Genomic DNA, 20017 nt, shown 5'->3' with positions numbered 1-20017 from the left:
TCGGGGTTGTCGTCGTCACGGTCGGGGAACCGGCCAGGCGGCGCTGACACCGCCGTCGACGACGAGGCTCTGGCCGGTGATGTACCCGGCGTCGTCGCTCGCGAGGAAGGCGACCGCCGCTGCGGCTTCCTCGGGGCGGCCTTCTCGGGCCATCGGCACGACCTGGGCCCGGGCCTTCGATCCGTCGGCGCCGAACTCCCGGCGCACGAGGGCGGAGTCGATGTTGCCGAGGACGACGGCGTTGGATCGGATGCCGCGATCGGCGTACCGGACGGCGACGTGCCGCATGACGGCGAGCTGTGCGGCCTTCGTCGCCTCGTACGACAGCGACCGCCTGCTGCTGAGGATCCCGGCCGTCGACCCGACGAAGACGAAGGCACCGCGTCCGTTGTCCAGCATCCCGGGAAGGGCTGCCTGCGCCGTGAGCCAGTGCGAGCGCACGTTGACATCGCTCGCGAAACCCCAGTCGTCGAGCGACTGCACCTTGAGGGGCTCGCGGCCCGAAACGCCGACGTTGCAGACGACGATGTCGAGCCCGCCGGCGAAGTCGGCCGCGACAGCGACGGCAGCTGCACAGGATGCCGCATCCGCCGCGTCGACTTCGACGGCGAGCCCTGATCCGGCGAGGTGGTCGACGGTGGTCTGTGCACGCTCCAGGATCTTGTCGCCGACGACGACGGTGGCGCCCTCGGCACTCAGGCGCATCGCGATCGCGCGGCCGTTGCCCATTGGAAGGCTCTCGCCGCTGCGGGCGGGGCCATCGCTGCCGCCGCCGAGGACGTACGCGATGCGGCCGCTGAAACGGCCGGTCATCGTCGTGCCACCCGGTGCGCAGGAGCCGCGGAAGCAGGCAGCTCGCGGCAGCGGAAGGTCGAGATCATGAGTGTCCTCGGTCGGCATCTTTGACGGTGATCCGACTGTAGAGCAAGTGCTTGATCTACGCAATGCACGCCCCGTATCGTGGGCGCATGTCAGGCGGAGAGACGCTTCGAGTCGCGAGGTCATTCATGGGTGCCCTCGATGCCAACGACGCGGAGGGCGTGCGGTCGTGGATGGCGCCCGGCGCCACGTGGTGGGTCGACACGGGACTCGACAGGAGGGCGGGACGGTTCGGCGAGGATCCGGGCGACGAGCGCCCGTGGCCGCTCCACGGCGAGATGGATGCCGCGGAGAAGAGCGACCTGCTCGCCGGCGTCCGCGAACGCTTTCCGGGCGGAGTGCGGCAGGCGGTGCGCCGTGCCTTCGCGGGCGATGACATCGCCGTGCTCGAGGTCGCCGGCGATGGCATGTTCCTGGGCGAGCGGCCGTACCGGAACCGTTACTGCTTCGTCGTCCGCGTCGGCGATGGGCGGGTCACCCAGGTCCGCGAGTATCTCGACACGCGCCACGCGGCATCCGTCTTCGAAGGGCGCAACCTCGACCGCCGCACCGAGCTCGACGCCCAGCAGTTCCCGACGTCCCCCATCATCCCGACCGCCCACCGCCGAGAAGACCCAAACCGCTCAGATCCGGACGGTTTCGCCGCAGTTCGGGTCTTGTCGGCAACGCGGGCGGCGGCGGGGGTCGGAGTCAGGCTCATGGCGGCGATCAGTGCGGCGGATGAGGGAGCGTTCCGCGCGCTGTTCACACCGGATGCCACGTGGTGGGCCGACGGCGGGGCGAGCCGTCGCTGGTCCGACCCCGAAGGGCCCGTCGACCGCGACCCCGAGCTGCTCGTCGTCGGGAAGGTGCTCGTCTCGCAGCGCGCGGCACGCATCCCCGGGCTGCGCGAGTCGTACCGCGACGGCTTGCGGATCGACGCGCACCGGATCGTCGTGGACGACGACGTCGCGGCATCCGGTCTCGTCCTGGTGGAAGCCGTCAGTGACGGGCGTCGCGTCGCCAACGGACGCCGCTACCAGAACCGCTACGCCTTCGTTCTCCGTCTCAACGCCGCGGGACTCGTCAGCGAGGTGCGCGAGTACTGCGACACGCAGCACGCCTTCGACGTCTACGAGCTCCCGCTCTGAGGCTGCGACTCAGCTCGGGTCGGGCCTGGCGTAGCGCTCGAAGCGGTCGGGGAGGGCCTCGCTGGTCGTCGTCTTCGCTCCGGCGGGACGGACGCGCCGTGCCGCGATCCGCCAGCGGTCACCGTCGTCGACGAGCTCGTCTTCGTAGCAGCCCCACACGTGGAAGTGCGCGTCGCCCGTGTCGTGGAACGCATAGACGTACGTGATCGTGGAAGCGGTCTCGTCGTCCACCCGCACGTAGTTGATCGTCGACACGTGATGGCTTGTCGCAGTGTATTTGCCGGTCGCCGCGACGAACAGCCCCCGCAGATTCTCTCGGCCGCGCGTGATGTTGCCGTGTCCGTAGTCGAACGTGGCATCGGCGGTGAAGAGGTCGGCCAGGAGGTCGATGTCGCGGCGGTCCACGCCCCTGCTGTAGGCGTTCAGGGTGTCGGCGATCTCGGCCCTCGCCACCAGCTGCTCGGGTGTCACTCTGGTCATGCGACGTCCTCCTCGGACTGTGCGGCGGGCGCGTCGTGGAAGCGCGCCAGGATCTCGGCGAGGCGGTCGGGATCGTCGACGGGCCAGCCGTAGTACGAGGAGACCCGGTCCACGCGTCCGCCGAAGCGTGCGCGACACAGGTCGGGCATCTCCTCGGGGGTCCCCGTCAGCGCGATGGCGTCGAGGAGTCCGTCGTCGATGAGGTCGGCCATCTCGGCCCACCTCCCCTCGCGCGACAGGGCCTGCAGCTCGGGCTGCAGGTTCTCGTACCCGACGCTCTCCAGGACCTTCACATACGCCGGCGTCGAGGCGTAGAACGCGATCTGCTCTCGGGTCTTGCGGGCCGCGGCATCCCGTTCCTCCTCCGTGTCGCCCATGACCATGAAGAGGGGGACGTAGAGCTCGACCGCGTCGCGTTTCCGACCGGATGCCGCGAGCCCCCGTTCGACCGCGGGCAGCGTCACTCCATCGAGGTAGCCCGTCGTCGTCATCCCGTGGAGGAGGAGGCCGTCGCACAGCTCGGCGCCCAGTGCCGTCATTCGTTCGCCGACGGCGGCGATCATGACGGGGATGCGGTGCTCGTGGTGATGCGGTGTGAAGACGGGTGTCATGAGGGTGTGCTGGTAGATCGGCCCGCGGTAGTCGAGCTTCGTGCCGTCGCGCCAGGCGGTGAAGATCGCATCGAGTGCCAGCAGATAGTCGCGCATGCGCGGCGCGGGAGCCGACCAGGGCATCGAGAAGCGGCGCTCGATGTGCGGCTGGATCTGACTCCCGAGTCCGAGGATGAAGCGTCCGCCCGACATCCCGGCGAGATCCCACGCGGCGTAGGCGGTCGACATCGGGTTGCGGGCGAAGGCGACGGCGATCGCCGTGCCGACGGTGAGCCGCGAGGTCTGCAGGAGCGCCGCCTGCGATTGCAGGAACGCGTCCGTCACGCTCTCACTCGCCCAGACGGCGTCGAATCCCCGCTCCTCGGCCGTCGCGGCGAGGGGTCCGCATTCCGCTCCGGACGCCCCGATGAGTCCCATGTCGATCTTCATCGCGCATCCTTCGGAAGGTGGAGCACTCGCTCGCCGATCGTGTTCTTGAGAATCTCGTCCGTCCCGCCGCCGACCCGCAGCCCCGGGAGCCCGAGTGTGAGCTCCGACCACGCGTACGTGCCCCACTCGCCGGTGTCGGCGACATGCGCGGCCTGCAGGATGTCCGAGGCGACGTCGCTCATCTGCGAGAGCAGATCCGTCGTGAGGAGCTTCGCGAGCGAGAGCTCGGGACCGGGCGCGCCGTCGCCGAGGAGTCGCTCGGTCGTGAGCCGCGCGGCCCACGCGCGCACGACGACGTCGGCGACGGCGTCTCGCGTGCGCTCGTCGACAGGATGCCGCGAGGTGCGCGCGAGATCGACGAGCCGGTCGACGAGGGTGTCGTCGACGCCCACCTCCCGACCGATCGCGGATCTCTCGTTGAGGAGCGACGTCACGACGACCTTCCAGCCGGCATTCACATCGCCGATCCGGCGGGAGTCGGGCACGAAGACGTCGGTGAGGAAGACCTCGTCGAAGGACGCGCCGCCCGTCAGCTGGCGGATGGGACGCGCCTCGATGCCCTCGGAACGCATATCGAGGAGGAATGTCGTGAGGCCTGCGTGCTTCGGCGCTTCGGGATCGGTGCGTGCGATGCACAGTCCGAGGTCGCTGAAGTGTGCTCCCGAGCTCCACACTTTCTGCCCGGTGATCCGCCAGCCGTCGCCGTCGCGGACGGCACGGGTCGACAGTCCTGCGAGATCGGATCCTGCCCCGGGTTCGCTGTAGAGCTGGCACGCGATGAGCTCGGCCGTACGAAGGCGGGGGAGGAACTCCTCCTGCTGCGCCGTCGTGCCGTGTGCGAGGAGCGTGGGGGAGAGGGTCGAGACGCTGAAGCGGAGGTATCCGTCATCGGGGAGCACGAAGTCTCCCTCGATCTCGCGCATGATCTCGGCGTAGGCGGCCGGCAGCGCGCGGCCCCCGTACGTCTCGGGTCCGTCGACCCACGCGAGGCCGCGCTCGGCGAGGTGGGTGCGGTAACGGCGGAGCGCCTCCAGCTCTTCGGCCTCTCCTTCTGACCGCTCTGCCACGACCGAGACCCGGTCGTCGGGAGGGCCCGTCGTGCCCTCGTCGGCTCGTCGTGCGGCGAACGCGGCGAGCGCCGATTCCACCTCGCTGCGGAACTCCGTCTCGCTCACGCTCGTCATGGTCCTCCCTCGGGCAGTCCGTTCTGCCATCGGTTGCGTTACCGTGATGGTGTTCGTATGCTAGCAAAGCAAGTGCTTGATTTAAACGTCCTTACCCAACGAAGGGAGTGTCGTGGTCGGCATCGAGAGCTACAGCGCCTACGTTCCCGCACCACGGCTCGACCTGGCAGAGGCCTCGACCGTCATGGGCGCCCGGGCGAAAGGACGGCGCCCCGTCGCATCCTTTGACGAGGACACTACAACCATGGGTGTCGAAGCGGCCCGCCTCGCCCTGAGCGGCGCGCGCGACGTCCGCAATCTGTGGTTCGCGACGAGTCGCCCCGCCTACCTCGAGAAGTCCAACGCGACGACGGTCGCCGTCGCTGCGGGCCTGCCCGACTCCGTCGGCGCCTACGACGTCTCCGGGGCGCTCCGCAGCGGCATCGGCGCGATCCGGGTGGGCCTCGACGGCGGTTCCGCGCTCGTCGTCGTGAGCGACGTCCGCTACGGACTTCCCGGTTCGATCGATGAGACGGGCGGATCCGACGGCGCTGCCGCGTTCGTCATGGGCGACGATGCCCCCGTCGCGGAGCTCGTCGCCGAAGCATCCGTCACGAGCGAGTTCCTCGAGCGCTGGCGCGAGCCCGGAGCCGTCCGCACCCGCACGTGGGAGGAACGGTTCGGCACGGAGGAGTACGTACCCCTCATGCAGCGCGTGGCACAGGAAGCGCTCGACCGGGCAGGTCTCGATGCCGCCCGCGTCGACCACGTCGTCATCAGCGTTCCGCACGCCCGTTCGGCAGCCGCGATGAGGAAGGGCTTCACGCCCGCACAGCTCGCCGCGGCCGACGCCGCAGGAACGGGCTTCGCCGGTGCGGCCGACGCGGCGCTCCGGCTGACCGCGGCCCTCGATGGTGCGGCGCCCGAGCAGACCGTGCTCGTCGTGGCGGGCGCCGACGGCGCCGACGCCTTCGTCTTCCGCACGACGGCGAGGCACGCACCGCGCGCTCGCGGCGGGATCGCCGACTCCCTCGCCGGGGGCTACGGCGTCTCGTACGGCGACTTCCTCAACTGGCGCGGGCTCCTTCCGCGCGAACCCGCTCGGCGGCCCGACGTGCGCCCGCCCGTGCCCCCGGCATCCCGACGCAGCGCCGGATGGAAGTTCGCCTTCATCGCGGGCGAGTGCACGTCCTGCGGCTACCGCAATCTCCCGCCCCGCCGCGTGTGCCTCCGGTGCTCGGCGACGGACGGCTTCGTGCCGATCTCCATGGTCGACGTGCCGGGCCGAGTCGCGACCTTCACCGACGACTGGCTGTCAGAGTCGGTGCAGCTTCCCGCGAAGGTCGTGGCCGTCGACTTCGAGGGCGGCGGACGTTTCGAGTTCGAGATGGCGGATGCCGTGGGCCGGGCGTTCGCGATCGGCGATCGCGTCCGGGCGACGTTCCGCCTGGCGAGCGTCGCCGGCAACGGAGTACGCAACTACGTGTGGAAGGTCCGCCCGTTCGATGAGGAGGACTCCTGATGGGAGCACACGCGCTCAAGAACCCCGTCGCCATCGTGGGGATGGCGTGCACGCGCTTCGGCGAGCACTGGGATCGCGACGTCGATGATCTGCTCGTGGAGGCGACGCACGGAGCGCTCGCATCCGCGGGGGGCCTCGACGTTCAGGACATCGACGCGTTCTGGCTCGGATCGATGGTCTCGGGCGTCTCCGGGCTCACGCTGACGAGACCGCTCAACATCCGGCACAAGCCCGTCACGCGCGTGGAGAACATGTGCGCGACGGGGTCGGAGACGATCCGCAACGCGTGCTTCGCCGTCTCATCCGGTGCCTACGACATCGTGATGGCCGTCGGAGGCGAAAAGCTGAAGGATGCCGGATACTCGGGCCTCGAGATGCCGAGCGTCCCCAACGACGGGACCCCGGCGGTGCTCAGCGCCCCCGCCATGTACTCGATGATCGTGCCGGCCTACGCGCGCCGGTACGGCGTCTCGGAGGAGCAGATCAAGGAGGCGATGACCCACATCGCCTGGAAGAATCACGGCAACGGCGCGCTCAACCCGCGTGCGCAGTTCCGCAAGGAGGTCTCGAAGGAGGCGATCGCCGCGGCCCCCGCACTGGCGGGGAACCTCAGCGTCTTCGACTGCTCCGGTGTCGCCGACGGCGCCGCGGCGGCGATCATCGTGAGGGCCGAGGATGCCCTGAAGTACACGGACCGCCCCCTCTACATCCACGCGCTCGCGCTCGATGCGGGGTCGGGCACGGGCAGGCACGACAGTGACTACGACTACTCCGACCTCTCGGAGGCCGCCGTCTCCGCCCGCCAGGCGTATGCGCAGGCGGGGATCACGGATCCGGCATCCCAGATCTCGCTCGCCGAAGTGCACGACTGCTTCACTCCGACGGAACTCGTGCTCATGGAGGAGCTCGGCTTCTCCGAGCGGGGCCGCGCGTGGAGCGACGTCCTCGAGGGGCGCTTCGATCGCGGAGGGGCGCTCCCCGTCAACGTCGACGGAGGACTCAAGAGCTTCGGCCACCCCGTGGGCGCCAGCGGACTTCGCATGATGTTCGAGATGTGGCTGCAGTTCCGGGGCGAGGCCGGCGAGCGCCAGGTGGCCGATCCGAAGTACGGCCTCATCCAGAATCAGGGCGGTAGCCCCGGCGAACTCGTGAGCGCCGTCACGATCGTGTCGGGGGCGGCATGAGCCTTCGCGATCGCGTCGGAGTGTCGGCGTGCGCCTCGGATAGTCTTTGTCAGAATTCGGACACGTGACAGAGAGGAAGGGCACCGTGACAACGACCCGTCGCCGCTCGGCCGGCTCTCCTGCGGGCGTCGCGCGCAAAGAGGTCATTATGAAGGCCGCCGCGAAGGTCTTCGCCGAGAACGGATTCTCGGTCGCGACGGTGCGAGATGTCGCTGACGAGGCCGACATGCTCTCCGGCAGCCTCTACTACTACTTCGACTCGAAAGAGGCGATCGTCGAGCAGGTGCTCATCGAGTATCTGGACCGCCAGATCCGCGCTTACGAACGTGCGCTCGAGGAGGCTGAGGGGCCCGTCGACCGACTCGAGCGGCTCGTCGCCGAGGCGCTCCGCGGCACGGTCACCCACCGCGAGCACCTGACGATCCTGCAGAACGACTGGCAGTACGTCGGCCCCATGCCGGGGATCCTCGAGCGGCAGCGTCAGGTCGAGCAGCTCTGGATGCGCACGATCCAGGAGGGTGTCGACAGCGGAGCGCTCCGCGCCGATTTCGACTCCCGGATGGTGTACCGCACGATCATGGGGGCCGTCCAAGCCGTCATCCGGTGGTACGACCCGCGCGGCCGCGTGAGCATCGACGACATCATCGAGATCCAGACCTCCATCCTGCTCGACGGCGTGCGACGCCCGAGCTGAGATGCCACCGGCCCGCGAGGGCCCTTCACGAAAGCTGATCGTCTCGGAATAAAAGCAAGCGCTTGTTTCGAGTCAGGGAGGAGAACCCGATCGTGTTCCCGCACATCAGCCCCGACCTCACGCCGATCTTCGCGCGGTTCGTCGACGACCGCAGTCCGTGGGACGTGAGCCGGATGGGAGGCGCCGAACGCCCCGCCCTCTGGTCCGCGCTCGTCGAAGAGGTCGGCGCGGCAGGCCTCCTCGTCGGTGAGGACCACGGCGGTCAGGGCGCGACCCTCGTCGAACTCGCTTCCGCCGTCGCCGAGACGGCCCGGTGCGGATGGTCGGGGCCCCTCGTCGCGACGGCCGGCGTGGCCGCGACGCTGCTGCACACCCTCGACTCCGATGACGACTCCGGCCTTCTCGCCGCGATCGCGGAGGACGGAGCCATCGTCGTCGTCGCCCTCCACGAGGACGCTCACGGAGTATCGCTCGACACCACCGTGCGTGCGACGCCGGCGGGGACCGGTGTCCTCCTCGACGGGCGCAGGACCTTCGTCGACAGCGGTGCGCACGCCGACATCCTGCTCGTCCCCGCCGTCGACGACGACGGCGCGCTCGTCCTCGCGCGCGTCGACGCGAACGCGGCCGGCGTGACGCGGACGGTGATGGATGCCGTCGACCCCGGCCGCGGTCTCGCGGTCATCGAGCTGGCGGACGTCGAAGCCGCCATCGTCGCGCGCGGCGACGGGATCCCGCAGGCCCTCCACGACGCCTGGCTCATCGGAGCACTCCTCACGAGTATCGACCTGCTCGCGGCATCCGAGCGCGCCCTGACCCTCTCGCTCGACTACGCCCGGATCCGCGAGCAGTTCGGCCGCCCCGTGGCATCCTTCCAGAGCATCAAGCACAAGCTCGTCGACATGTGGGGCGACCAGCAGACGGCCCTGAGCGCCGTGCACACCGCCATCGCCCTCGCCGCCGACGCCGACTCGCGTGCGGCGGTCGACTGGAGGTTCGCTGCCTCCGCCGCGAAGGCGCGCGTGGGGGATGCCGCGCTGCACGTCCTGCGGGAATCCGTCCAGGTCCACGGGGGCATCGGCTTCACGTGGGAGCACGAGGTGTCGCACCACTTCCGACGCGTCGTCGCGGGCCGGAACCTCTACGGAACCCCCGCGTACCACCGCTCGCTCATCGCCGCTTCGCGCGGACTCTGATCACCGCCGCGGTCGCGGCATCCTGACCAATGGAGGTCTCATGGCGCTCGATCCCTCTCGCGTCGGTCTCGTGACCGACCCCCACCGTGTTCGGTGGACGACGACCGAGTCGCTTCTCTATGCGCTCGCGGTCGGAGCCGGTCAGGCAGACCCCCTTCGCGAGCTGTCGCTCACGACCGAGAACAGTGCGGGGGTGGACCAGGAGGTGCTTCCGAGCTTCGCCGTCGTCCTCGGATTCGGTCAGGGTCTCCCCGACATCGGCGAGTACGACCCGACGCGCGCGGTGCACGCGGAGCAGACCATCGAGGTCGAGTCGCCACTCGCATCCGAGGGCGAAGCCGACGTCTCGACGACCCTCACCGAGATGTGGGACAAAGACCCTCACGCCATGGTCTGGACCGAGACGGAGCTGCGAGACCCCGCCTCGGGCCGCGTTCTCGCGCGCACACGGACGGGTGCGTTCCTCGGGGGCGCGGGCGGCTTCGGCGGGGAGCGCGGTCCGAGCTCGGCGTGGGCCGCGCCGGAGCGCGCTGCCGACGCGGACATCGCATTCGCGACGCGCCCCGACCAGGCGCTCCTCTATCGCCTCACGGGTGATCGCAATCCCCTGCATTCCGATCCCGCCTTCGCGGCGCGCGGAGGCTTCGAGCGGCCCATCCTCCACGGCATGTGCACCTACGGATTCGCAACGCGACTTCTGCTCGCGGAGCTGTGCGGAGGGAGCGTCGCCCGTTTCCGGAAGATCTCCGGACGATTCGCGCGCCCGGCCTATCCGGGCGACCCCATGCGGCTCCTCGTCTGGCGCGATGAAGACGGCGCGTCCTTCCAAGTGGTGACGCGCGACGGCGAGATCGTGATCGACCGCGGTCGCCTCGACCTGCGGCCGACCGACGATGCCTCTGGTGGAGCGGAGGAGTGATGAGGAAGAACGTGAAGCGGACCTCCACCCGGCGACTGTCGGTCGCCGCGATTGTCGCGACCGTCGTCGTGCTGGCGGCGTGCGCGCCGGGAGACGGGAACGAGGATGCCGACGGCGCGACCGTCTACTCCGTCGTCGCGCCCCTCGTGCAGTCGGGTCCGGGCGCGTTCGCCGGCATTCCCGTCACGCAGGGCATCGAACTGGCGATCGCCGAAGTCAACGCCTCCGACTTCCTCGGAGACGGCGCGACGATCGAGATGGAGTTCGTCGACACGGCAGGAGACCCCGCGAAGGCGATCGCCGCCTACCGCGAGGCCGAGGCCTCCGGGGCTGCGGGCGTGCTGTGCTGCACGCTGGGCGGCGAGGCCGGTGCGCTGCAGCCGCTCCTCTCCGAGAGCACGCTCCCGGGCGTCGTGACCGTGTCGATCCTCGACGGCCTCGCCGATCCTCCCCACCTCTTCCGTCCGTTCGAGGTGCCGTCGGCGCCCGGGGGCACGTACGACGAGTTCCTCGACGCCGTCTTCGGCGCGGGCGCCTACTCGTCCGCCGTCATGGTCGTCAACAACGACAACGATGCGATGGTGCAGGACTCGTCGATCTACGCCGAGGGGCTCGCGCGGAACGGCGTCGAGCTGCGGGAGACCGTCGAGGTCCCGGTCGTCGAGACGTCCTACGTCGGACCCGCGACGCAGATCATCGCCCTTGACCCCGACGTCGTCGTCGCCAGCACGATCGGCTCCTCGACCGCCAATCTCGCGAAGGCGCTGCGTGAGCGCGGCTTCGACCGCCCCATCGTCTCGAACGTCGGCGCTGACAGTCGTGCGGCGTTCGACGCGTCCGCCGGTGCGATGGCGGGGACCATCTTCCCCACGCCTTTCCACGCCGACTATCCCGTCAACGATCGCGGCGCTGCGTTCGCGGCGGCGTACGAAGACGAGTACGGAACGGCGCCGGACATGTTCGCGGCGCAGGGGTACACGGCGGCCTGGCTCCTCGCGACGGCGATTCGCGACGCGGGCACGGGCGACCCGGCAGCCGTCGGGGAGGCCCTCTCGGCGATCGGCGAGCAGGAGAGTGTCTACGGCCGGATCATCTACGTCGGCGGGCAGGCCGAGGTCGAGGAGACAGCGCTGCATCTCGTGTGGGGCGATGCGGGAGATCCTCAGCTTCTCGCTCCCTAATCGTTAGCGAAGGGCATTGCGCCCGTCCCGCCCGCATGTCAAAATCAAGTGCTTGCTTCACATGACCGAGCACAACCCGAAGAAGGGACGACGATGTTCCAGTTCACCACCACACGCCGAATGCGGACGCGAGGCCTCGTTGCCGTCGTGGCCGCCGCATCGCTGGTCGCGCTCGCCGGCTGCGCGTCCGACGATCAGCCGTCCGGAGACGGCGGGGAGGCGATCGAGTACGTCGTCGGCTTCCCTGCCATCCTGTCGGGTCCCGCCGCCTTCGCGGGCGTTCCGATCGCCGACGGAGCGAAGCTCGCCGTCAAGGAGATCAACGAGAGCGGATTCCTGGGTGAGGGCTCCACGATCGATCTCAAGATCGACGACATCAAGGGCGACCCCGCCCAGGCGATCGCGCTGTTCAACCAGTACGCGGCCGACGGTGCCTCCGGCATCCTGTGCTGCGGTCTCTCCTCCGAGGCCGGCGCGCTCGCTCCCGTCATCACCGACCAGTCGACGCCTGCCGTCGTGACGTCGGCGATCCTCGCGGGCCTCGCGGACCCGCCCTATATCTACCGATCGGTCATCTTGCCGTCGGAGCCGGGCGGAATGTACGACCAGTTCGTCGACGCCATCGTGCCCGGTGAGGACATCGAGACGGCCGTCGTGGTCGTCACCGCTGACAACGACGGCATGGTGGGCGACGCGAAGGTCTGGACGGAAGCGCTCGAGCGCAACGGCGTCGAGATCCTCAAGACGATCGAGACCTCTGCCGCCGACACCAACTACACGCAGGCAGCGACCGAGATCGAAGCGCTCGATCCCGACGCCGTCATCGGCTCGACGCTCGGAACGCCGTCGGCGCTCCTGGCGAAGTCCATGCGCGAGCGCGGCTACGACAAGCCCTTCCTGACCACCTACGGCGTCGACAGCGAAGAGCTCTTCACGACGTCGGGCGGGGGATTGGCCGGCACGATCTTCATGTCGCCGTTCCACGCGGGCTTCAACACCAACGAAGAGGCCGTCACATTCGTCGAGGCGTACGAGGCCGAGTACGGCGAGATGCCCGACATGTACGGCGCGCAGGGTTACACCGCGATGTGGCTCCTCGCGGAAGGCCTGAAGGCGTCGGGTGACCCCGACCCGCAGATGGTCGCCGAGGCGCTCGAAGCGATCACATCGCAGGACTCGGTCTACGGTCCTCTGACCTACAGCGGTGGGCAGGCGAGCCTCGACGGCCCCGGGGTCTACCTCGTGTGGCAGGAAGACGGCACTCTCGAGGAGTGGAACGGCTGAGAGTGAGAACGAGGATGTCACCGGAGACAGGTCTCGCATGCAGCTTCCGAACAACCCAGGACACGTCGCTGGCCGAAGCCCTCGAAAGAGCGGCTCGCGCAGCGGACGCCACGACGCTCGCGTCGTGGTGGAGCCTGGGGGATCGGGATGCCGCAGCGGACGGCAGCCACGACCCGATGCTCGGCCTGCAGGTCGTCGCGACGGCGACACGCAGACTGCGCGTGGTGGTCTCCGGTGACATCCCCTCTCTCTACAGCGCGCCGGTACGCGCGAAGCAGGTAGCGACGCTCGACTGGTTCAGTAGCGGCCGTGCCGAGTACGGGATCGATCTCGGACCTGCTCCCGCCGCGCTCGTGGATCCGCTCCGCTCCCGCCCCGACGACCACGTCGGACATGCTCTCGACCAGGTGCGTGCGATGCGATCGCTCTGGACGGAGCGTCGCGCAACCCACACCGGACCGTTCATCTCGTTCACCGGCGCGATCGCGCTGCCGAAGCCGAAGGGGGACCGCGTGCCCGTCACTCATGTCCGCGCGACGAGCGCCGACGACCTCGACCGCTTCGCGGCATCCTGCGGAGTGCCCGGCGGCTGGGTCGTCTGGTCGGCCGACGCTCACGATGTCGACCGCGCGAACTCCCTGCTCGACGACGTGTTCGCTGAACGGGCGGGCGCCGTCCGGCGGACGTGGGTGGTGCCCGCAGCGGAGATCGCCCGCGCACGGGGCGCCGCACCCGATCTCGGCGTCGACGAGGTCGTGGGCTTCTTCGATCACGTTCCGACGCCCGAAGACGTCCGCGCGCTGGTGGCCTGACATGGTGGCCATGACGGTGAAGGGACGCCCCGTCGAGATCGGCATCGTCGATCTTTTCGACGGGAGTCCCGAGCGCGACGCCGAGTTCATCCAGCGCTTCGCCCGGACCGCCGAGGATCTCGGCTTCTCAGGGATCTGGCTGCCGGAGCACATCCTCTTCTTCGACCGGTACGAGTCGGAATACCCCTACCCCTCGGCGCCGTCGGCGACGGATCCGACGAAGTCCGAGGTGCACAACGCGACCGTCGACGGCAAGCCGCGCGTCGAGGTCTCCGACGACCAGGGATTGCTCGACCTCTTCCAGACCGCCGTGCACGTGTGCCGCGCGACGACGCGGATCCGCTTCGGCAGCTCCGTCCTGCTCCTGCCGCTGCGCAATCCCGCCGTCATCGCGCGCGAGCTGAGGACGGTCGGCGAGCTGACGGGCGACCGGTTCGACCTCGGCGTCGGGGTCGGATGGTCGTCGGAGGAGCTCGAGGCGTGCGAGACCGACTTCGCCTCGCGCGGACGGCGGAACGAAGACATGATGGTCGATCTGCGACGGCGATGGTCGACGGATGCCGCGCAGCATGGGGCTGCGTCGCGGCCGTCACCGCGGATGCTCGTCGGCGGGCACTCGCCTGCCGCGATCCGCCGGGCCGCGCAGGTGGCCGACGGGTGGTACCCCTGGAATCTCACGCTGCCGCAGTTCGAGGAGCACCACGCGACCTATGCGCGCCGCGTCCGCGAGGCGGGACGCGACCTCGCCGACCAACACGTGATCGCAGGACTGCGCTTCAGCGGCGACCTCGAAGCGCTGCCCGCCGTCGTCGAGGGTTATGCGCGCCTCGGCGCCGACGGAGTGAACGTCTCCCTGCGCACCGACGCCCGATCGTACGCCGAGACGCTGGCAACGGCGTCGCGAATCCTGGAGCTTGCCGCATGAGCGACGACACCGCATCCCTCGACGACTTCCGGCACGATGTGCGGGAGTGGCTGACGTCGCACGTCCCCGCCGAGCCGCTCACATCGTGGACCGACCCCGAGGGCTTCGCGGCTCACCGCGAGTGGGAGCGGGTCCTCTACGAAGGCGGATATGCCGCGATCGACTGGCCCGCCGAGTACGGCGGACAGGATGCGGGGCTCCTCCGCTCCATCGTGTTCGGCGAGGAGTACTACCGCGCCGGCGCCCCCGAGCGCATCAACATGGGCGGCCTCTACCTCCTGGGTCCTGTGCTCATGCAGCACGGGACGCCCGAGCAGTGCGCGCGCTGGATCCCCGACATCCTGAGCTGCCGCACGATCTGGTGCCAGGGCTTCAGTGAGCCCGAGTCGGGTTCCGATCTCGCGTCGTTGCGGACCCGTGCGGATCGGGACGGCGACGAGTTCGTCGTCAACGGTCAGAAGATCTGGACGTCGATGGGGGCGTACTCGGACTGGATCTTCGCCCTGGTCCGGACGTCGCCGGTGGGCGAGGGTCGTCGCAAGCACGACGGCATCACGTTCCTGTGCATCGATCTGCGCTCTCCCGGTGTCGAGGTGCGTCCGCTGACGATGGTCGACGGCACCCGCGGGTTCGCGGAGATCTTCTTCACGGACGTCCGCGTTCCCGTCGAGAACGTCGTCGGCGAGATCGACGGCGGCTGGGCTGTCGCGATGTCGACGCTCGGATTCGAGCGCGGCGCCGTCTTCGGCGACCACGCGAAGTACTCGAAGGACGTCGCGAATCTCGCTCGGCTCGTGCGGGCCCGCGACCTCGCCGACGACGCCTCGGCGCTCGACGAACTCGGACGCGTCTTCGTCGAGACCGAGGTCTACCGCGCGAACGTCTATCGCCTCGCCGAGATGGCCGAGCGCGGCGTCGACCTCACCTCCACCGCCAGCATCAACAAGGTGTTCTGGACGCAGATGCAGTACGACATCTTCGATACGGGTCTTCGCCTCATGGAGGACGACGCCGTCGTTGTGGGCGATCCGTCCGCTCTCGCCGGCGCCGACGAGGTCACCGCCCGCGCATGGGCGGACTGGCACCACCGGTACTGGTACTCCCGCGCCGCGATGATCTTCGGCGGCACGAACGAGATCCAGCGAAATATCATCAGCGAGCGCGTGCTCGGACTTCCCTTGGAGCCCAGGAAATGACACAGGCAACAGCGAGTCTCGAAGCGGAGCGGCAGGAGCTCCTCGACCTCGGCGAGGATCTGCTCGCGCGATCGTGCACCGTGGATCATCTGCGCGCGCGCCTCGAGGAGGGCACCGCGCACACGGCGGCCCTGTGGGGCCGCCTGGCCGAGTCCGGCATCCTCTCGGCCCTCGTCCCGGAGGAGCAGGGCGGGATCGCGCTGTCGCCCGCGCACCTTTCGACGACTCTCGCCGCGTTCGGCCGACATGCCGTACCGGAGCCCTTCCTCGAAACCTCGGTCATCGCCGCGTCGATCCTCACCGCGACGTCGTGGGCAGAGGCGCCGGCGTGGCTCGAGCGCATCGCCGCCGGCGACGCGATCGTGGCGATCCGGATGGATGACGCACCCCACGTCGCTTTCGCGAGCGAGGCCGACCTGCTCATCGACCTGCGCACCGACGACTCCGTGCACGCGTTCACCCCGGATGAGCTCGATGTGCGCGACGTGGCCGCACTCGACCCGCTGCGTCCGCTCGCAGCGGTCACGCCGATCGGAGCGGGAACGCCCCTCGAGATCGCAGCCGCCGACGTCGAGCGCATCCGTGCCATCGCGATCGCAGGCGCGGCGTGCATGCTCGCCGGTGCGTCCCGGCGCCTCCTCGACCTCACCGTCGACTACATCGTCGTGCGGAAGCAATTCGACCGGCCGGTGGGCTCGTTCCAGGCCGTCAAGCACAAGGTCGCCGATGTCGCCGTCATGGTCGACCTCGCCGAGGCCGCAGCTCTCTCCGCGCTCGACCGCGTCACCGAGCCCGGCGCCTTCCGGCGGGCGGCCGCCGCCAAGGCCTATGCCGGAGACGCCGCCCACCTCGCGAATCTGCACGCGCTGCAGCTGCACGGAGGTATCGGGTTCACGTGGGAGTACGAGCTGCACATCTGGCTCAAGCGCGTCATGAGCCTGTCGGCGGACTACGGCACGACGCGATCGCTTCGTCGGCGCCTGGCCGTCGAGCTCATCGCGTCACTCGACGAGGTTCCGTCGTCGTGAGCGAGCTCGGCTTCTGGCGTCTCGCTGCGGCGGAGCCCGGCGCGACAGGCGTCGTCGGTGCCGACCGTGTCGTCGTTTCCCGCGGTGAGCTCCTGTCGCGGTGCAACGGGATCGTGCACCTCCTGCGTGCACGCGGTGCGCGCGTCGGCGACCGGGTCGTGGGGGTCGTCGCGAACGAGCCGCTCGCGCTCGCGCTCGCTCTTGCCTGCCAGCAGGCGGGCTTCTATTACGTGCCGGTCAACACGGCGCTCACTTCGGGCGAGATCTCGTACATCATCGGCGACGCACAGCCCGTTGCGGTCTTCACCTCGGTGCGGTTCGCCGACGTCGTCGGTGCGGCAGCGGATGCCGCGGGACTCGACGCCGACGCAAGGTTCTCGTTCGCGGCATCCTCGGGTTTCCGTGACCTGACGCAGGTGCTCGAGACGCATCCCTCGGGAACTCCCGAGAAGCGGACCCCGGGTGCCTTCCTCGGATACACCTCGGGTACGACCGGGCGTCCGAAGGGCGTCGCGCGAGCACTCGCGCAGGGCGAGCCCGACGACGTCTTCGCAGCGGGCGCGCAGTGGCAGCTCGGCATGTTCGGCATCGAGCCACTGGCATCCGGTGTCCACCTCGTCACGTCGCCGCTCAGTCACACCGCCGTCAGCGGGCTCGCGGTGACCTCGCTCCACTTCGGGCACGCCGTCGTGTTGACCGACGGCTTCGATGCGGAACGCGTGCTGCAGCTCATCCAGGACGAGCGCGTCACGACGACGCACATGGTCCCGACGCAGCTCCACCGTCTGCTGCGGCTGCCCGCGGAGGTCCGCGAACGCTACGACGTCAGCTCGATGCGTAACCTCGTGCACGGTGCCGGGCCCTGCCCCGAGTCGGTCAAGCGCGACATGCTGGCGTGGTTCGGCCCCGTCATCTGGGAGTACTACGGGGCGACGGAGGCCGCAGGAACCGTCATCGACTCGGCGGAGTGGCTCGCGCGACCGGGCAGCGTCGGGCGTCCGCAGCCGGGTGCCGACGTGCGCATCCTCGATGCGGAGCGCAACGACGTTCCCGCCGGCGAGCCCGGCGCCGTCTTCTTGAGGATGGGCGCGCACGCCTTCGTCTACCGCGGCGACCCCGACAAGACCCTCGCGGGACGCCACGGCGACTACGTGACGGTCGGCGACATCGGACGGATCGACGCGGACGGCTACCTGTACCTTCTCGCGCGGATGTCGGAGGTCGTCGTCTCGGGCGGCGTCAACGTCTACCCGGCCGAAGTGGAGGCGGCGCTCCTCGAGCATCCCGACGTCCGCGACGCGGGTGTCATCGGACTGCCCGATCCGGAATGGGGTGAGACGGTCTGCGCTGTCGTCGAGGCCGTCCCCGGCTCGGTGCTCGCCGAGTCGCGTTCGGAAGCGACCGCCCTGCTCGTGCCCTTCCTGCAGGAGCGCTTGGCCCGGTACAAGGTGCCGCGCCGCGTCGAGGTCGTCGACGCGCTTCCTCGCGGCGAGAACGGCAAGCTTCGCAAGCACCTCCTGCCCGCCCTCGTCGAGAAGGTCTCGTCATGAAGCCCGTCGCCCAGCCCACACCCGATACGCGCGAGTGGTTCGCGCTCATCGACGAGGGGCGCCTCACCGTGCCGCGCTGCCTCGAATGCCGCGCGTTCTTTCTCTATCCCCGGAGCTTCTGTCCGCGGTGCGGGCATCGGGATGTAGAGCTGGTGGATGCCGCGGGCACGGGCACCCTCCTGTCGTTCGTCATCAACCACCGCGGCCCCGAGGGCTTCGAGCCGCCCTACGCCCTCGCGATCGTCGAGCTCGCCGAGGGGCCGCACCTGATGGGTGCGCTGCGCGCACCCGACCTCGAGGCGGTCGCGGTGAACACGCCGGTCCGCGTCGCGTTCGAGCAGCGCGGCGAACGGCGCGTCGTGTGCTTCGACGTGGAGGAGGCAGCGTGAGTCTTCGCGGAGCGGTCGCGATCGTCGGCGCGGCAGAGAGCACGGACCTCGGGCGCATCCCCGACAAGTCGGCACTCGAACTGCACGCGGATGCCGCGCTCAACGCGCTCGCGGACTGCGGCTTGACCCCCGCCGACGTCGACGGCGTGGCATCCGCGGGGGAGATGCCCGTCGACGTCGCCGACTATCTCGGCATCGTCCCGGAGTACCTCGACGGAACGAACGTCGGCGGCTCGTCGTTTATGCTGCACGTGCGGCATGCGATGGCAGCCATCGCCTCGGGCCTCTGCGAAACGGTCCTCGTGACGCACGGCGAGTCCGGGCGCTCGCGCGTCGGAATGGTCCCGTGGATGCCGGCTCCGCAGTCACTCATGGGCCAGCTCGAAGTGCCGTACGGTCCCGTCGGTGCGCCGTCGCTCTTCCCCATCGGCGTGCGCCAGTACATGGCGCGATACGGGATGACGCGCGAACAGCTCGCCCTCGTGCCCGTGATCCAGCGCGAGTGGGCGGCGCTGAACCCGCGGGCGAAGCTCCGTGACCCCATCACCGTCGAGGACGTCTTCGCGTCCCCGGTCATCGCCGACCCGGTGCATCTGCTGCACTGCTGCCTCGTGACCGACGGCGGCGGTGCGCTCGTGCTGACCTCCGCCGAGCGGGCGAAGGACCTGCATCCGTCGCCCGTGTATGTCCTGGGCGCGGGTGAGTCGAGCGAGTCGTCGGTCGTCTCGGGGCTCGAGAGCCTCACGTCGTCTCGCGCGATCCGCATGGGCGGGGAGCGGGCGTTCGCCCAGTCCGGCATCCGTCATGACGACGTCGATCACCTGATGATCTACGACGCCTTCGCGCACGTGCCGATCTACGGACTGGAGGACCTGGGCTTCGTCGGACGCGGCGAGGCGCCGGCCTTCATCGAGGACCGCAACACGGCTCCCGGCGGGCGGCTTCCCCTCAACACCAACGGCGGCGGCCTGTCGTATACGCACACGGGAATGTACGGGATGTTCGCGATCCAGGAGTCCGTGCGTCAGGTGCGCGGCATCGCGCCCGCCCAGGTGCACGGAGTGGACGTGAGCGTCGCGACGGGAGTCGGCGGGATGTTCATGAGCTCCGGCACCCTCGTCCTCGGAAGCGCCGCGACGGTCTGACCGCGCTGCCGCCTCGCCCCGTGCGGGGCGGGCTCCGTCGTTTGGGGCGGATGCCGTCGTTTGGGGCGGATGCCGTCGTTTGGGGCGGATGCCGTCGTTTGGGCCGGGCTCCGTCGTTTGGGGCGCATTGCCGCGTCCCGGGGCGCGCATTCCGCGCCCCGAGGTGACGATCTGCGCCCCGCTGGCGGGGATGTGCGGTTGGGGCGCACTGCGTCACTCTGGGGCGCCTCTTTGCGTCTGCCGTCGCTTGGGGCGTGCTGCGCCATCCCGGGGCGCGCGTTCCGCGCCCCGGGATGGCGA

The 20017-nt window shown here is 69.6% G+C and carries 19 protein-coding genes; 15 read left to right on the top strand and 4 right to left on the bottom strand.

Features of this window, described 5'->3' with window-relative positions:
- Positions 1 to 15: 15 nt before the first annotated feature.
- Positions 16 to 900, bottom strand: coding sequence for an SDR family NAD(P)-dependent oxidoreductase (locus tag FBY39_RS01950; protein ID WP_222115647.1), 885 nt, complete (start codon positions 898 to 900; stop codon positions 16 to 18).
- A gap of 68 nt (positions 901 to 968) precedes the next feature.
- Here FBY39_RS01950 and FBY39_RS01945 point away from each other — a divergent pair, with 68 nt between their 5' ends.
- Complete coding sequence (locus FBY39_RS01945; RefSeq protein WP_160132882.1) at positions 969 to 2009, top strand: nuclear transport factor 2 family protein; 1041 nt, start codon at positions 969 to 971, stop codon at positions 2007 to 2009.
- Between the two features lie 9 nt (positions 2010 to 2018).
- Here FBY39_RS01945 and FBY39_RS01940 read toward each other — a convergent pair whose 3' ends face one another.
- The 3 genes from FBY39_RS01940 to FBY39_RS01930 are packed head-to-tail and all read right to left on the bottom strand — an operon-like array spanning position 2019 to position 4713.
- Positions 2019 to 2489 (bottom strand): nuclear transport factor 2 family protein, encoded by a 471-nt coding sequence (locus FBY39_RS01940; RefSeq protein WP_141929993.1) that lies wholly within the window; start codon positions 2487 to 2489, stop codon positions 2019 to 2021.
- Positions 2486 to 3529, bottom strand: coding sequence for a TIGR03617 family F420-dependent LLM class oxidoreductase (locus tag FBY39_RS01935; protein WP_141929992.1), 1044 nt, complete (start codon positions 3527 to 3529; stop codon positions 2486 to 2488). The genes FBY39_RS01940 and FBY39_RS01935 overlap by 4 nt, the downstream gene beginning before the upstream one ends.
- On the bottom strand, positions 3526 to 4713 hold the full coding sequence (locus tag FBY39_RS01930; protein ID WP_160132880.1) for an acyl-CoA dehydrogenase family protein: 1188 nt from the start codon (positions 4711 to 4713) through the stop codon (positions 3526 to 3528). The genes FBY39_RS01935 and FBY39_RS01930 overlap by 4 nt, the downstream gene beginning before the upstream one ends.
- 112 nt (positions 4714 to 4825) lie before the next feature.
- Between FBY39_RS01930 and FBY39_RS01925 the strand changes: the two genes are divergently transcribed.
- From FBY39_RS01925 to FBY39_RS01860, 14 genes are all read left to right on the top strand, one after another.
- Positions 4826 to 6214 (top strand): hydroxymethylglutaryl-CoA synthase family protein, encoded by a 1389-nt coding sequence (locus FBY39_RS01925; protein WP_141929990.1) that lies wholly within the window; start codon positions 4826 to 4828, stop codon positions 6212 to 6214.
- A complete protein-coding gene (locus FBY39_RS01920) occupies positions 6214 to 7398 on the top strand; it encodes an acetyl-CoA acetyltransferase (protein ID WP_141929989.1) in 1185 nt (394 codons plus the stop codon). The genes FBY39_RS01925 and FBY39_RS01920 overlap by 1 nt, the downstream gene beginning before the upstream one ends.
- Positions 7399 to 7483: 85 nt before the next feature.
- The gene (locus FBY39_RS01915; protein WP_141929988.1) at positions 7484 to 8092 is read left to right on the top strand and encodes a TetR/AcrR family transcriptional regulator; all 609 of its coding nucleotides are present in this window, start codon (positions 7484 to 7486) and stop codon (positions 8090 to 8092) included.
- 92 nt (positions 8093 to 8184) lie between these two features.
- Positions 8185 to 9288, top strand: coding sequence for an acyl-CoA dehydrogenase family protein (locus FBY39_RS01910; protein ID WP_141929987.1), 1104 nt, complete (start codon positions 8185 to 8187; stop codon positions 9286 to 9288).
- A 40-nt stretch (positions 9289 to 9328) separates the two neighbouring features.
- Complete coding sequence (locus FBY39_RS01905) at positions 9329 to 10207, top strand: MaoC family dehydratase (RefSeq protein ID WP_141929986.1); 879 nt, start codon at positions 9329 to 9331, stop codon at positions 10205 to 10207.
- Positions 10208 to 10218: 11 nt separating this feature from the next.
- On the top strand, positions 10219 to 11388 hold the full coding sequence (locus tag FBY39_RS01900) for an ABC transporter substrate-binding protein (RefSeq protein ID WP_222115646.1): 1170 nt from the start codon (positions 10219 to 10221) through the stop codon (positions 11386 to 11388).
- Between the two features lie 93 nt (positions 11389 to 11481).
- Positions 11482 to 12672, top strand: coding sequence for an ABC transporter substrate-binding protein (locus tag FBY39_RS01895; RefSeq protein WP_141929984.1), 1191 nt, complete (start codon positions 11482 to 11484; stop codon positions 12670 to 12672).
- 14 nt (positions 12673 to 12686) lie between these two features.
- Entirely contained in the window at positions 12687 to 13484 is a 798-nt protein-coding gene (locus FBY39_RS01890) for an LLM class flavin-dependent oxidoreductase (protein WP_141929983.1), read from the top strand.
- 10 nt (positions 13485 to 13494) lie between these two features.
- Positions 13495 to 14409: an LLM class flavin-dependent oxidoreductase gene (locus FBY39_RS01885; protein ID WP_160132878.1), complete on the top strand. Its 915-nt coding sequence runs from the start codon at positions 13495 to 13497 to the stop codon at positions 14407 to 14409.
- A complete protein-coding gene (locus tag FBY39_RS01880) occupies positions 14406 to 15605 on the top strand; it encodes an acyl-CoA dehydrogenase family protein (RefSeq protein WP_141929981.1) in 1200 nt (399 codons plus the stop codon). The genes FBY39_RS01885 and FBY39_RS01880 overlap by 4 nt, the downstream gene beginning before the upstream one ends.
- Positions 15602 to 16633, top strand: coding sequence for an acyl-CoA dehydrogenase family protein (locus FBY39_RS01875; protein ID WP_160132876.1), 1032 nt, complete (start codon positions 15602 to 15604; stop codon positions 16631 to 16633). The genes FBY39_RS01880 and FBY39_RS01875 overlap by 4 nt, the downstream gene beginning before the upstream one ends.
- Positions 16630 to 18183, top strand: a complete 1554-nt coding sequence (locus FBY39_RS01870; RefSeq protein WP_160132874.1) for an AMP-binding protein — start codon at positions 16630 to 16632, stop codon at positions 18181 to 18183. Before FBY39_RS01875 ends, FBY39_RS01870 begins: the two co-directional genes overlap by 4 nt.
- Positions 18180 to 18572, top strand: a complete 393-nt coding sequence (locus tag FBY39_RS01865; RefSeq protein WP_141929978.1) for a Zn-ribbon domain-containing OB-fold protein — start codon at positions 18180 to 18182, stop codon at positions 18570 to 18572. The genes FBY39_RS01870 and FBY39_RS01865 overlap by 4 nt, the downstream gene beginning before the upstream one ends.
- Positions 18569 to 19717 (top strand): thiolase C-terminal domain-containing protein, encoded by a 1149-nt coding sequence (locus FBY39_RS01860; protein ID WP_141929977.1) that lies wholly within the window; start codon positions 18569 to 18571, stop codon positions 19715 to 19717. The genes FBY39_RS01865 and FBY39_RS01860 overlap by 4 nt, the downstream gene beginning before the upstream one ends.
- Positions 19718 to 20017 lie beyond the last annotated feature (300 nt).

Origin of the sequence: Microbacterium sp. SLBN-146 (assembly GCF_006715145.1) — a bacterium.
Classification (GTDB): Bacteria; Actinomycetota; Actinomycetes; order Actinomycetales; family Microbacteriaceae; genus Microbacterium.
This window is presented reverse-complemented; position numbering and strand designations above follow the sequence as displayed.

What these genes read in the sequence shown, in the direction of transcription:
- FBY39_RS01950 (WP_222115647.1), bottom strand. Translation starts at nt 900, where the DNA reads ATGCCGACCGAGGACACTCATGATCTCGACCTTCCGCTGCCGCGAGCT.
- FBY39_RS01945 (WP_160132882.1), top strand. Translation starts at nt 969, where the DNA reads ATGTCAGGCGGAGAGACGCTTCGAGTCGCGAGGTCATTCATGGGTGCC.
- FBY39_RS01940 (WP_141929993.1), bottom strand. Translation starts at nt 2,489, where the DNA reads ATGACCAGAGTGACACCCGAGCAGCTGGTGGCGAGGGCCGAGATCGCC.
- FBY39_RS01935 (WP_141929992.1), bottom strand. Translation starts at nt 3,529, where the DNA reads ATGAAGATCGACATGGGACTCATCGGGGCGTCCGGAGCGGAATGCGGA.
- FBY39_RS01930 (WP_160132880.1), bottom strand. Translation starts at nt 4,713, where the DNA reads ATGACGAGCGTGAGCGAGACGGAGTTCCGCAGCGAGGTGGAATCGGCG.
- FBY39_RS01920 (WP_141929989.1), top strand. Translation starts at nt 6,214, where the DNA reads ATGGGAGCACACGCGCTCAAGAACCCCGTCGCCATCGTGGGGATGGCG.
- FBY39_RS01905 (WP_141929986.1), top strand. Translation starts at nt 9,329, where the DNA reads ATGGCGCTCGATCCCTCTCGCGTCGGTCTCGTGACCGACCCCCACCGT.
- FBY39_RS01895 (WP_141929984.1), top strand. Translation starts at nt 11,482, where the DNA reads ATGTTCCAGTTCACCACCACACGCCGAATGCGGACGCGAGGCCTCGTT.
- FBY39_RS01890 (WP_141929983.1), top strand. Translation starts at nt 12,687, where the DNA reads ATGTCACCGGAGACAGGTCTCGCATGCAGCTTCCGAACAACCCAGGAC.
- FBY39_RS01885 (WP_160132878.1), top strand. Translation starts at nt 13,495, where the DNA reads ATGACGGTGAAGGGACGCCCCGTCGAGATCGGCATCGTCGATCTTTTC.
- FBY39_RS01880 (WP_141929981.1), top strand. Translation starts at nt 14,406, where the DNA reads ATGAGCGACGACACCGCATCCCTCGACGACTTCCGGCACGATGTGCGG.
- FBY39_RS01875 (WP_160132876.1), top strand. Translation starts at nt 15,602, where the DNA reads ATGACACAGGCAACAGCGAGTCTCGAAGCGGAGCGGCAGGAGCTCCTC.
- FBY39_RS01865 (WP_141929978.1), top strand. Translation starts at nt 18,180, where the DNA reads ATGAAGCCCGTCGCCCAGCCCACACCCGATACGCGCGAGTGGTTCGCG.